This is a genomic window from Arthrobacter sp. SRS-W-1-2016 (assembly GCF_002009585.1).
Taxonomy (GTDB): Bacteria; Actinomycetota; Actinomycetes; order Actinomycetales; family Micrococcaceae; genus Arthrobacter; species Arthrobacter bambusae_A.
This window is the reverse complement of sequence record NZ_MTPV01000014.1, coordinates 78,007-90,207: the sequence shown is the minus strand read 5'-3', so window position 1 is coordinate 90,207 and position 12,201 is coordinate 78,007. Positions and strand designations below refer to the sequence as shown.

Below are 12,201 nucleotides of genomic sequence, written 5' to 3'. Positions count from 1 at the left end.
TGCCTGGCTCGGTGCGGACCGAGACAGGAGAAATGTGGCCAAGGTCCGCGTACATGAGCTCGCCAAAGAGCTCGGTATTACTTCCAAAGATGCAGTGACGAAACTGCAGGAATTGGGCGAATTCGTTCGCTCCGCCTCGTCGACAATCGAGGCACCGGTCGTGAAGAAGCTTCGCGACGCCTACCCTGGCGCCAGCGCCGCAAAGGCGGCTGCCCCGGCAGCACCTCGCGTTGCAGCACCCGCTGCGCCTGCTGCACCCGCAGCATCCCGCCCGGCTCCGGGCCCCGCTGCGCCCAAGGCTCCGGTTCCCGCCCCCAAGGCTGAAACCCCCGCCCCGGCAGCGCCCGCGGCTCCCGCAGCTACGGCAAGCCCTGTTTCCGCCAAGCCGGGTGCCCGTCCGGCCCCCAAGGCCGAAGCCCCTGCCCCGGCACGTCCGGGCAGCCAGGCTCCGCGGCCCGGTGGCCCCCGTCCGGGCAACAACCCGTTCGCGACCTCGCAGGGCATGCCCCGCGGCCGTGGCGACGGCGAGCGTCCTCCCCGTCCGGGCAACAACCCCTTCGCAACTTCGCAGGGCATGCCGCGTTCCGGTGGCCGCACTGACGGCGAACGTCCCGGCGGTCCGCGTCCCGCGGCCGGCGCAGGCGGTCCCCGCCCCGCAGCCGGTTCCGGTGGTCCGCGTCCGGGTGCTCCGCGCCCCGGCGCTCCCCGTCCGGGCGCTCCGCGTCCCGCAGGCGGCCCCGCAGGAAACCGTCCCAGCCCGGGCATGATGCCCAACCGCACCGAGCGTCCCGCTCCCGGTGGCGCAGGCCGCCCGGGTGGCGCTGGCCGTCCCGGTGGCGGCCCCGGCCGTCCGGGCGGCGCTCCTGGCGCAGGCACCGGTGGCGGAGCTCCCGCCGGCGGTGGCTTCGGCAAGGGCGGCCGCGGACGCGGCGGTACCCAAGGTGCCTTCGGCAAGGGTGGCGCGGGACGCGGCAAGCAGCGCAAGTCGAAGCGTGCAAAGCGTCAGGAACTGGAGCAGATGAGTGCTCCGTCGCTGGGTGGCGTATCCGTACCCCGCGGCGACGGCAGCACCGTGGTCCGCCTCCGTCGAGGCTCGTCCATCACGGACTTCGCCGACAAGATCGAGGCAAACCCCGCCGCACTGGTGACCGTGCTGTTCCACCTTGGTGAGATGGCAACGGCTACCCAGTCGCTGGACGAAGACACGTTCGGCCTGCTCGGCGCCGAACTTGGCTACAAGGTACAGGTTGTCTCTCCGGAAGACGAAGAGCGCGAGCTCCTCGACTCCTTCGACATCGATCTCGATGCCGAACTGGAAGCCGAAGGCGACGACGTCCTCGAACCGCGTCCGCCGGTTGTCACCGTCATGGGTCACGTTGACCACGGTAAGACCCGACTGCTCGACGCCATCCGGAAGACCAACGTGGTTGCCGGCGAACACGGCGGCATCACGCAGCACATCGGTGCCTACCAGATCAGCCACGTCCACGAAGGCACTCCGCGCGACATCACCTTCATTGACACCCCCGGTCACGAGGCGTTCACCGCCATGCGTGCACGTGGTGCCAAGGTCACCGACATCGCCATCCTGGTTGTCGCAGCCGACGACGGCGTCATGCCGCAGACGGTGGAAGCACTCAACCATGCACAAGCGGCCAACGTGCCGATCGTCGTCGCGGTCAACAAGATCGACAAGGATGGCGCGAACCCGGACAAGGTCAAGGGCCAGCTCACCGAGTACGGCCTGGTTCCCGAGGAATACGGTGGCGACACCATGTTCGTTGAGGTTTCTGCCCGCCAGAACATCAACATTGACGAACTGATCGATGCCGTCCTGCTGACCGCAGACGCCGCTTTGGACCTGCGCGCCAACCCGGACAAGGACGCTCGAGGCATTGCCATCGAAGCGAACCTGGACAAGGGCCGCGGTTCCGTGGCCACCGTCCTGGTCCAGTCCGGTACCCTGGCCGTCGGTGACACGATCGTGGCCGGTACGGCCCACGGCCGCGTCCGTGCCATGTTCGACGAAGACGGCAACGCCCTCGACGTCGCGCTTCCGTCCCGTCCGGTCCAGGTCCTGGGCCTGTCCAACGTACCGCGTGCAGGCGACACCTTCCTGGTGACCTCCGACGAGCGTACGGCCCGCCAGATCGCTGAAAAGCGCGAGGCAGCCGACCGCAACGCGGCGCTGGCCAAGCGCCGCAAGCGCATCAGCCTCGAGGACTTCGACAAGGCTGTGGCCGAAGGCAAGATCGACACCCTCAACCTCATCCTCAAGGGTGACGTTTCCGGTGCGGTCGAAGCCCTCGAGGACGCCCTGCTCAAGATCGACGTCGGCGACGAAGACGTTCAACTGCGCGTTATCCACCGCGGTGTGGGTGCCATCACGCAGAACGACGTCAACCTCGCCACGGTGGACAACGCGATCATCATCGGCTTCAACGTCAAGCCCGCCGAGCGGGTGGCTGAACTGGCCGATCGTGAAGGCGTGGACATGCGCTTCTACTCCGTCATCTACTCGGCAATCGATGACATCGAGCTGGCCCTCAAAGGCATGCTCAAGCCGGAGTACGAGGAAGTCCAGCTCGGTACCGCCGAGGTCCGCGAAGTCTTCCGTTCTTCCAAGTTCGGAAACATCGCCGGTTCCATCGTGCGCTCGGGCATCATCCGCCGTAACACGAAGGCACGCGTCAGCCGCGATGGCAAGGTCATCGGCGACAACCTCACCGTTGAGACGCTCAAGCGCTTCAAGGACGACGCCACCGAAGTCCGTACGGACTTCGAGTGTGGTATCGGTCTTGGCTCGTACAACGACATCAACGAAGGTGACATCATCGAGACCTTCGAGATGCGCGAAAAGCCGCGCGTCTAAAGTCGAAAAATAGAGGGCGGGGCCGTTGGATTCTTCCGGCGGCCCCGGCCCTTTCCGCCGATATGGGGGCCCCGCCCCTACGCTGGGTGGCTGACGTCTTGCGACGTCAGCCACCCAGCTCCGGCAGGCCCGATGCCACTCCCGGGCCCCCATATCGGCTCCAACGGCCTCCGAGGAACTCGGCGGCCGGTCGTAGACTCGCACTAGGCGCGTCGCGCACTGAGAACTTAAGTACGCAAGTTGCTAACGCGCCGTCGTACGCAAAATTTAGGAGTTGAAATGGCTGATCCGGCACGCGCTGCCAAGTTGGCGCAGCGGATTAAGGTTGTTGTTGCTGAGGCACTGGGCCGGAGGATCAAGGATCCTCGGGTTGAGGGAATCACTATCACCGATGCCCGCGTCACCAATGATCTTCAGCACGCCACCGTGTACTACACCGTCTTCGGTGACGAAGTTGCCCAGGCCGATGCTGCCAGGGCCCTTGAGAAGGCCAAAGGTGTTTTGCGCCAGGAAGTGGGCCGCAACATCACCGTGCGGCTGACTCCCACCTTGGAATTCGTTGCCGACCTCATTCCGGTCAACGCCTCGAACCTTGAGGAGCTGCTGCGCACCGCCAAGCAGCGCGACGCCGAGGTGGCCGCGCTGGCCGCCGGCGCCAAGCACGCAGGCGATGCTGACCCGTACAAGAGCGATGCCCCGCAGGATGCGGACATCGACGAAGACGATTTTGACGAAGAAGACATCGACCTCCGAGCCGATGAAGACATCGACGAAGACGGCGGCAAGTAGCCCAGCGCTTCCCGGGTAGGGCCGGATCCGCAACTCCCACGAGCTGCCGGATCCGGCTCTGCTTGTTTAACCGTGAAAAACCGGGCCAGAATGACGGGTCGTCGCTAAGATCGGAGCATGGCGGCGCACGATGCAGCTCAGAGTCCAGAAGGCTACCTCGAGCACGCCGTGCGGCTCGCGGTGCAAAACGTGGCCGACGGCGGCGGCCCTTTCGGTGCCGTCGTGGTCACCCCGGACGGACGGATCCATGACGGCGTCAACCGGGTCACCCGCGACAACGACCCCACAGCGCACGCCGAAGTGGTGGCCATCCGGCGGGCCGCGTCCGAACTGGGAAGCTTCGACCTCAGCGGCTCGGTGCTCTACTCAAGCTGCGAACCGTGCCCTTTGTGCCTCTCGGCCGCCCTCTGGGGCAGGGTCAGCCGCGTCTACTTTGCCGCGGACCGGCACGGGGCCGCGGCCGCAGGCTTCGACGATGCGGTGTTCTACGAATACTTCGACGGCAACAGGCCTGAACTGCTGCCCGTCCAACATCAGGAGGTCCCTGCCTCCGACGCTCCTTTCGACGCCTGGCGCGGGCACAAGAACCGGATCAAATACTGAGGTTCAGGACCGTGCCGGAAGCCGACCGACGCCGTCGAGCAGCTGCTGGTGGTCTCCGCACAAAGCGATCCTGATCCACCCCTCGCCGATGGAACCGAACGCGGTGCCCGGCGCCACGGCCACTCCGGCCTCCGCCAGGAATTGGCGCACCCACGCACGCACGTTTCCGCCGCTCACATGGGAGACGTCCGCCCAGAGATAGAAAGCGCCCTGGGCACCCAAGTAGGGAATGCCCTTGTCCGCTAGCAGCGCCGAGGCGGCGTCGCGGTTGGAACGGTAATGCTCCCGGGCGGTATCCACATAGTCCTGGGGGCCGGTCAACGCCGCGACGGCGGCGTACTGGGAGGGCGAAGCCACGCAGGAAACGATCGCTTCCATGACGTTGTTCATCTTTCGTTCCAGGCCCGGCGGGCAAATGAGCGCACCGATCCGCAGCCCGGTCAGCCCGTACGTTTTGGACAAGGTCAGGGAGGTGAAGACGCGGGCCTCGCCGGGAACAGCGCTGTCGAAGCGGGCAGGACTCGTGTGCGGAACATCGAAGGTGAAGGCTTCGTAGCATTCGTCCGAAATGATCCACAGATCGTGCTTGACGGCCAATTCCACGAGCTGGCGCGTCGTTTCCTCGCAGATCACCGCGCCCAGGGGGTTGGACGGCGAATTCAGGACCAACACCTTGGTGCGCGGCGTGATGAGTGCCTCGATGTCCTCGATGCGGGGCTGGAACTCGTGCTCGGGGTAGAGCGGATACTGCACCGCGACGGCGTGCAGCAAATGGCTCGTCATGGCAAAGGTGGGATAGCCCGGATTGGGAATCAGGATCTCGTCGCCGGGGGAAAGGAGCAGGCTCATCGCGAAGTGCAGTCCCTGCTGGGCTCCGTCCACGACGTACACGCGCTCCACCCCCACGTCCACCTTGTTATGGGCACGGAAGCGGGCGGCAAACGCCTCACGCAATGCCGGGATCCCGGCATTGGGGGTGTAATTGGTCTCGTCCCTGTCCAGGCACGCGATCCCCGCGTCCAGGATGTGCCGTGGCAGCGCGAAGCCGGGCTCGCCGATGCTGAGGACAATCGCCCCGGGAGTGCTCCATGCGGCCTCGGTGATTTCGCGGATCTGGTTCACGGGCACTTCGCGGACGTGTGCGGCAAGCTCAGGCATGGGAGCCATCTTAGCCGCGGTCCCTGGCCGTTCACGGAAGCTTCGGGCCGCGGGATGCATGCCCCGGCGCGGATATACTGGGAGGCGTGCTTTCTGGACTGGTAATCGTTGACAAGCCGCAAGGATGGACCAGCCACGATGTGGTTGGACGGATGCGGCGACTGGCCGGTACCCGGAAAGTGGGCCATGCGGGAACCCTGGACCCCATGGCCACCGGGGTGCTTGTGCTTGGCATCAACAAGGCGACACGGCTGCTGACGTACATCGTGGGCACCTCCAAGACGTACTCCGCCACCATCCGGCTCGGCGAATCAACCATCACGGACGATGCCGAAGGCGACATCACCGAAAGCCGCAGCGCCGCCGGAGTCACCGAGGACGCCATCCGTGCCGGCGTCGCGAAGCTCAGCGGCGAGATCCAGCAGGTTCCCAGCAGCGTCAGCGCCATCAAGGTCAACGGCGAACGGTCCTACGCGCGCGTCCGTTCCGGGCAAGAGGTCAAGCTCGCCGCCCGGCCCGTGACCATCCACCGTTTCGAGATCCACGCCATCCGGAGGGTCGACGACGGCAGGTTGGTGGACATCGATGTGACCGTCGAGTGCTCTTCCGGCACGTACATCCGAGCGCTGGCCCGCGACCTGGGCGAGGCCCTCGGCGTCGGGGGCCATCTCACAGCTCTTCGCCGTACGAATGTGGGACCGTATTCGCTGGAGCAGGCCCGCACCCTCGAACAGCTTGCCGAGGAACTGGACGTCCTCGACATGTCCGCCGCCGCCCGCGCCCTCATGCCCAACCGGGAGCTGAGCGAGGCCGAAACAACCGAGATCTCCTTTGGCCGCAGGATCGCCGCAGGACCTGCTGCAGGCACCGCCGATGCGGCCACCACCGAAAACCCGGCTGCCGCGTTCTCGCCGTCCGGCGAGCTGGTGGCGTTGTTGGCCGATGCCGGGAGTTTCGCCAAACCCGTCCTCGTGTTCGCCCCCGACAACGAAAAGCGGGTGCATTAGACATGGACGGATATTTCTACGCCGTCCTGATAGTGGGCTTGCTGTCCTCCATCATTTGCGTCGTGGCGGGCATCATGAAGAAGGCCCCCAACGACGTCACCATACTGTCCGTCGCCGCCGTCGAACTCGTCCTGCTGGTCTATCTGGTGGGATCGATCATCCGCGTGGCGACGGGTGAAAAGATTGCAGGGGAGCCCTGGGAATTCTGGGGCTACATCGTCACGGCACTCATACTCCCTGTCGTCGCCGTGTACTGGTCCATCCTGGAACGGACCCGTTGGAGCAATTTCGTCATGGGCGCCGTGGGCGTCACCGCATTGGTCATGGCGGCCCGCATGAACCAGATCTGGTACTGACATTGGAAGAAGCACACGAAGTGACTGTTGAAAGCACCGAGAAGAAGAACCGGGACACCCGCAACACCGGGCCCGGGAGGCTACTGATCGCGGTCTACGCGGTTTTCGCGATCTCGGCCACGGCCCGCGCAGGCTATCAGATCTTGACCAAGTTCTCGGACGCTCCCTTGGCCCACATCCTCTCGGCCTTCGCCGCGGTGGTGTACATCGTGGCCACGGTGTCCCTCGCGAAGCCGGGCCGCGCGTGGTTCAAGGTGTCGCTGGCGGCCGTCCTCGTGGAGATGCTCGGGGTGGTGGTGGTTGGTGCCATCAGCCTTTTCGATCCTGTGGCCTTCCCGCATGACACCGTGTGGTCGCTGTTCGGACGCGGATACGGCTTTGTGCCGTTGATCCTGCCGGTCCTGGGCCTGCTGTGGCTCTACCGCCGCCGCCCGGCACCGCTCCCGCAGTAGGAATCGAGGCTCCGCAGCCCGCGCATGCCAGCCACGGGATAGCGGGTAACCTTAGAGAATTCCGGCGCCGGACGAGGCGCCGGGCATAGCGAATACCAGCAGTAAAAGGCGAGGTTGATGGTCCACATCTGGAACGATCCCACCGAGGTCCCCGAGGATTTCGGTCCCAGCGTCGTGACCATCGGCAACTTCGACGGTGTCCATCGCGGACACCAGCAGGTGCTGACCCAACTGTTGCGCACCGCGGAGCAGCACGGCGCGCGGTCCGTCGTCGTGACGTTCGATCCCCACCCGGCGCTGGTCCACCGGCCGGACTCCGCACCGGAGCTCCTGATGGGGTTGCAGGACAAGCTCGATGCCCTGGCCGACACGGGCGTGGACGCTGTCCTCGTCATGAAATACAACCTCACGCTGGCGGCCATGACGCCGGAGGAATTCGTCGTCAACGTCCTGCTGGAAGGGCTTCACGCGGCCCACGTTGTGGTGGGCCACGATCTCCGTTTCGGTGTGGGAAATTCCGGCGACGTCGGCACCATGCAGGAACTGGGCAAGGAACTGGGCTTCGGCGTCCACGTCGTCAATGAGTTCGGCGCGGAGGGCTTTCCAGTGCACGACGACGGCGGCACGGACCGCCGCTGTTCCTCCACCTGGGTGCGCGAGGCGCTTGCCGAAGGCGACGTCGAGACCGCGGCCGCCGTCCTCGGCCGCCCGCACAGGATGCGCGGCGAAGTGGTCCACGGTGCGGCGCGCGGACGCGCCCTGGGCTTTCCCACGGCGAACCTGGACCACGGTGCCACGGGCTACGTCCCTGCGGACGGAATCTACGCCGGCTGGCTCGTGGACGGATCCGGAACCCGCTGGCCCGCCGCGATTTCGGTCGGTTCCAATCCCACGTTCGACGGCGTGAGCCGCCAAGTGGAAGCCCACGTGATCGACCGCCCGGAGGAAGCCGTGGAGGACTTCAACCTCTACGGCCAAACCGTCGTGGTGGAATTCACGGCCAGGCTGCGGGGCATGGTGGCCTACCGCGGACCAGAGGCCCTGGTAGAGCAGATGCGCCTGGACGTCGTCCAGGCCCACGACCTTTTGCTGAGCAAGTAGCCCCTCGCCGTGAGCGTTGAGAAGAACACCCGGCCTCTCGACGAAGGCATCGTCAGGGATTTCAGCTCACGCATGAGCTACGGCTCCTACCTGCAGCTGCCCTTGCTGCTCAGCGCCCAGCAACCCGTCAGCCAACCGGAACACCATGACGAGCTCCTGTTCATCATCCAGCACCAGACCACCGAGCTCTGGCTGAAGCTGGTCCTGCACGAGCTCCGCAGCGCGGCCGCCTGGCTCCGCGAGGACGACCTCGGCTCCGCACTCAAGGCCATCGCACGGGTCAAGCACATCCAGAAGACACTCACCGAGCAATGGTCTGTGCTCGCGACGTTCACCCCCACCGAGTACTCCCAGTTCCGGGGCTTCCTGGGCAATGCGTCCGGCTTCCAGTCGAGCCAGTACCGCGCCGTCGAGTTCATCCTCGGCAATAAGAACGCCAAGATGCTGCCGGTGTTCGACTCGGATCCGGAGTCCAGGACCGTGCTGGAGGAGCTCCTGCACGCTCCGAGCATCTACGACGAGTTCCTGGCCTACCTGGACCGGCACGGCTACGACGTTCCGCGGTCCGTCCTGGACCGGGACGTCACCCTGGCCCACGAGTTCGCCCCGGAGCTCTTGCCGCTTTTCAAGCACATCTACGAACATGCCGCGGACAATTGGGCGGCGTACGAAGCGTGTGAGGAACTGGTGGACCTGGAAGACAACTTCCAACTGTGGCGCTTCCGGCACCTCCGCACGGTGCAGCGGACCATCGGCATGAAGACCGGAACCGGAGGCTCGAGCGGTGTTTCCTTCCTGAAGAAGGCGCTTGATTTGACGTTCTTCCCGGAGCTTTTCGCCGTCCGGACCGAGATCGGCCAGTGAGCGGACCCTGGCTTTGATGAGGCTCACACGGCAGCTTTCGACAACATTGCCGGGCTGCCGGTAAACTGAGAGATGGATCCGGCTGCAGTCCGTGGCGGCTGGACCTGTTTTGTGTGCGGTCATTGGCACATCACAACCCGGCAGCGAGGCGCTGAATCGGGACGCACGGCACAACTCTAGGAGTTCACGTGGCACTTGAAGCCGCTGTTAAGCAGTCCATCATCGAGGCATACGCAACGTCCAAGGGCGACACTGGTTCGCCGGAGGTTCAGATTGCAGTCCTGACTCAGCGGATCAAGGATCTGACTGAGCACATGAAGGAGCACAAGCACGACTTCCACACCCAGCGCGGTCTGCTGGCCATGGTTGGTCGTCGCAAGCGCATGCTGGGCTACCTCAAGAAGACTGACATTGCCCGCTACCGTGCGCTCATCGAGCGTCTCGGCCTGCGCCGCTAGTTTGACTTCGGGCGGCCCGATCCTCCGCGGAACGGGCCGCCTTTTCTCCATAACTAAATCCAACACTTAACAGGAGTTCAACCGCATCGCGCATTCGCGGTCTTCGGTAGTGATCCCCGGGAAAGCTTTCCATAATGAAGGCGCAGCCCGTGGGTCTCGATCGATGACCGGGTGTCGTACAGGCCAGGAAAAGACGCTGGCCTGGGTCGATGCGGGAGGACTTCCGCTAAACAAGAAACGGAGGTGACTCTCAATGGAGGGTCCCGAAATCCAGTTCTCAGAAGCCATCATCGACAACGGCCGCTTCGGCAAGCGTGCAATCCGCTTCGAAACCGGCCGCCTCGCCAAGCAGGCAGCCGGCGCCGCGATGGTCTACATCGACGAAGACACTGCGCTGCTGTCCGCAACCACCGCAGGCAAGTCCCCGCGTGAAGGCTTCGACTTCTTCCCGCTGACTGTCGACGTCGAAGAGCGCATGTACGCAGCCGGCCGCATCCCGGGCTCGTTCTTCCGCCGCGAAGGCCGCCCGTCCACCGAAGCCATCCTGGCTTGCCGCCTCATGGACCGCCCGCTGCGCCCCGCGTTCGTCAAGGGCCTGCGCAACGAGGTCCAGATCGTCGTCACCGTCCTGGCGATCAACCCGGACGAGCTCTACGACGTCGTGGCCATCAACGCCTCGTCCATGTCCACCCAGCTCTCCGGCCTCCCGTTCTCCGGCCCGATCGGCGGCGTCCGCGTTGCCCTCATCGCCGACGAACAGGGCACCGAGTGGGTTGCCTTCCCGAAGCACTCCCAGCTTGAGAACGCCGTCTTCAACATGGTTGTTGCCGGCCGCATCGCGGGCGACGACGTCGCCATCATGATGGTTGAAGCCGAAGCCACGGACAACTCCTGGAACCTCATCAAGGAACAGGGCGCCACCGCTCCCACCGAAGAGGTCGTTTCCGAAGGCCTCGAGGCCGCCAAGCCGTTCATCAAGGCACTCTGCGAGGCCCAGGCTGACCTGGCCGCCCGCGCCGCCAAGCCGACCGTTGAATTCCCGGTCTTCCTGGACTACCAGGACGACGTTTACGCCGCTGTTGAAGCCGCCGCTGCCGAGAAGCTCGCTGCTGTTTTCCAGATCGCCGACAAGCAGGACCGCGACAACGCCTCCGACGAACTCAAGGACGAAGTCCTTGGCGCCCTCGCCGGCGAGTTCGAGGGCCGCGAGAAGGAACTTTCCGCAGCCTTCCGCTCCTTGACCAAGCAGGTTGTCCGCCAGCGCATCCTCAAGGACCAGATCCGGATCGACGGCCGTGGCCTGACGGACATCCGCCAGCTGACCGCCGAGGTAGAGGTCCTGCCCCGCGTTCACGGTTCCGCCATCTTCGAGCGCGGCGAGACCCAGATCATGGGTGTCACCACGCTGAACATGCTCAAGATGGAACAGCAGATCGACTCGCTGTCTCCCGTCACGCGCAAGCGCTACATGCACAACTACAACTTCCCGCCGTACTCCACCGGTGAAACCGGCCGCGTCGGCTCCCCGAAGCGCCGCGAAATCGGCCACGGTGCACTCGCCGAGCGCGCCCTGGTTCCGGTCCTGCCGTCCCGCGAGGAATTCCCGTACGCCATCCGCCAAGTGTCCGAGGCCCTCGGTTCCAACGGTTCGACCTCGATGGGTTCCGTCTGTGCCTCCACGCTGTCCCTGCTCAACGCAGGCGTGCCGCTGAAGGCCGCCGTTGCCGGTATCGCCATGGGCCTGGTTTCCGACCAGGTTGACGGCCAGACCCGCTACGCTGCCCTGACCGACATCCTCGGCGCCGAAGACGCTTTCGGCGACATGGACTTCAAGGTTGCGGGTACCTCCGAGTTCGTCACGGCCATCCAGCTGGACACCAAGCTCGACGGCATCCCCGCATCGGTCCTCGCCGCAGCCCTGAAGCAGGCCCGCGAAGCCCGCCTGCACATCCTGGACGTCATCAACGCCGCGATCGACACTCCGGACGAGCTCTCCGAGTTCGCACCGCGCGTGATCGCCGTCAACATCCCCGTTGACAAGATCGGCGAGGTCATCGGCCCCAAGGGCAAGATGATCAACCAGATCCAGGAAGACACCGGCGCCGACATCTCCATCGAGGACGACGGCACCGTCTACATCGGCGCTACCAACGGTCCGTCTGCAGAAGCAGCCCGCGCCGCGATCAACGCCATCGCCAACCCGCAGATCCCGGAAATCGGTGAGCGTTACCTGGGCACGGTCGTCAAGACCACCACCTTCGGCGCGTTCGTTTCCCTGACCCCGGGCAAGGACGGCCTGCTGCACATCTCCGAGCTGCGCAAGCTCGCCAGCGGCAAGCGCGTGGACAACGTCGACGACGTCGTCTCCGTGGGCCAGAAGATCCAGGTCGAGATCACCAAGATCGACGACCGCGGCAAGCTCTCCCTCTCCCCGGTTGTGGCCGAGGAAGAAGGCGCCGCCTCGGAAGAAGCTTCCGCCGAAGAGGCTGAAGTTTCCGCCGAGTAGCCTGAACCGGCAAACACGCGGCAGGACCGGTGGAC

11 protein-coding genes are annotated in these 12,201 nt (G+C 65.1%); 10 read left to right on the top strand and 1 reads right to left on the bottom strand.

Annotation, left to right across the window (positions count from 1 at the left end; translation table 11 throughout):
* Positions 1 to 34: 34 nt before the first annotated feature.
* From infB to BMF89_RS03565, 3 genes are all read left to right on the top strand, one after another.
* The gene (gene infB, locus BMF89_RS03575; protein ID WP_078105699.1) at positions 35 to 2,872 is read left to right on the top strand and encodes a translation initiation factor IF-2; all 2,838 of its coding nucleotides are present in this window, start codon (positions 35 to 37) and stop codon (positions 2,870 to 2,872) included.
* Between the two features lie 279 nt (positions 2,873 to 3,151).
* Positions 3,152 to 3,661 carry a 30S ribosome-binding factor RbfA gene (gene rbfA / locus BMF89_RS03570; RefSeq protein ID WP_078105698.1) on the top strand — a complete coding sequence of 170 codons (510 nt, stop codon included), beginning with the start codon at positions 3,152 to 3,154 and terminating at the stop codon, positions 3,659 to 3,661.
* Positions 3,662 to 3,778: 117 nt separating this feature from the next.
* Positions 3,779 to 4,264, top strand: coding sequence for a nucleoside deaminase (locus BMF89_RS03565; protein WP_078105697.1), 486 nt, complete (start codon positions 3,779 to 3,781; stop codon positions 4,262 to 4,264).
* 3 nt (positions 4,265 to 4,267) lie between these two features.
* Here the strand turns inward: BMF89_RS03565 and BMF89_RS03560 are convergent, their stop codons facing one another.
* On the bottom strand, positions 4,268 to 5,422 hold the full coding sequence (locus BMF89_RS03560) for a pyridoxal phosphate-dependent aminotransferase (RefSeq protein ID WP_171983386.1): 1,155 nt from the start codon (positions 5,420 to 5,422) through the stop codon (positions 4,268 to 4,270).
* A gap of 86 nt (positions 5,423 to 5,508) precedes the next feature.
* Between BMF89_RS03560 and truB the strand changes: the two genes are divergently transcribed.
* The 7 genes from truB (at position 5,509) to BMF89_RS03525 (ending at position 12,166) form a co-directional block, all read left to right on the top strand.
* Positions 5,509 to 6,429 carry a tRNA pseudouridine(55) synthase TruB gene (gene truB / locus BMF89_RS03555; RefSeq protein WP_078105695.1) on the top strand — a complete coding sequence of 307 codons (921 nt, stop codon included), beginning with the start codon at positions 5,509 to 5,511 and terminating at the stop codon, positions 6,427 to 6,429.
* A gap of 2 nt (positions 6,430 to 6,431) precedes the next feature.
* Positions 6,432 to 6,785, top strand: coding sequence for a hypothetical protein (locus BMF89_RS03550; RefSeq protein WP_078105694.1), 354 nt, complete (start codon positions 6,432 to 6,434; stop codon positions 6,783 to 6,785).
* A gap of 20 nt (positions 6,786 to 6,805) precedes the next feature.
* Positions 6,806 to 7,237 (top strand): hypothetical protein, encoded by a 432-nt coding sequence (locus tag BMF89_RS03545; protein WP_139359524.1) that lies wholly within the window; start codon positions 6,806 to 6,808, stop codon positions 7,235 to 7,237.
* A 117-nt stretch (positions 7,238 to 7,354) separates the two neighbouring features.
* Positions 7,355 to 8,338 (top strand): bifunctional riboflavin kinase/FAD synthetase, encoded by a 984-nt coding sequence (locus tag BMF89_RS03540; protein WP_078105692.1) that lies wholly within the window; start codon positions 7,355 to 7,357, stop codon positions 8,336 to 8,338.
* Positions 8,339 to 8,347: 9 nt separating this feature from the next.
* Positions 8,348 to 9,202, top strand: a complete 855-nt coding sequence (kynA, locus tag BMF89_RS03535; protein WP_078105691.1) for a tryptophan 2,3-dioxygenase — start codon at positions 8,348 to 8,350, stop codon at positions 9,200 to 9,202.
* Between the two features lie 188 nt (positions 9,203 to 9,390).
* A complete protein-coding gene (rpsO, locus tag BMF89_RS03530; RefSeq protein WP_028266602.1) occupies positions 9,391 to 9,660 on the top strand; it encodes a 30S ribosomal protein S15 in 270 nt (89 codons plus the stop codon).
* A 253-nt stretch (positions 9,661 to 9,913) separates the two neighbouring features.
* Positions 9,914 to 12,166: a polyribonucleotide nucleotidyltransferase gene (locus BMF89_RS03525; protein WP_078105690.1), complete on the top strand. Its 2,253-nt coding sequence runs from the start codon at positions 9,914 to 9,916 to the stop codon at positions 12,164 to 12,166.
* Positions 12,167 to 12,201 lie beyond the last annotated feature (35 nt).

Bases quoted from the DNA above. Each gene is read 5' to 3' on its own strand.
- rbfA (WP_078105698.1), top strand. From the start codon at position 3,152: ATGGCTGATCCGGCACGCGCTGCCAAGTTGGCGCAGCGGATTAAGGTT.
- BMF89_RS03565 (WP_078105697.1), top strand. From the start codon at position 3,779: ATGGCGGCGCACGATGCAGCTCAGAGTCCAGAAGGCTACCTCGAGCAC.
- BMF89_RS03560 (WP_171983386.1), bottom strand. From the start codon at position 5,422: ATGCCTGAGCTTGCCGCACACGTCCGCGAAGTGCCCGTGAACCAGATC.
- BMF89_RS03550 (WP_078105694.1), top strand. From the start codon at position 6,432: ATGGACGGATATTTCTACGCCGTCCTGATAGTGGGCTTGCTGTCCTCC.
- BMF89_RS03540 (WP_078105692.1), top strand. From the start codon at position 7,355: ATGGTCCACATCTGGAACGATCCCACCGAGGTCCCCGAGGATTTCGGT.
- BMF89_RS03525 (WP_078105690.1), top strand. From the start codon at position 9,914: ATGGAGGGTCCCGAAATCCAGTTCTCAGAAGCCATCATCGACAACGGC.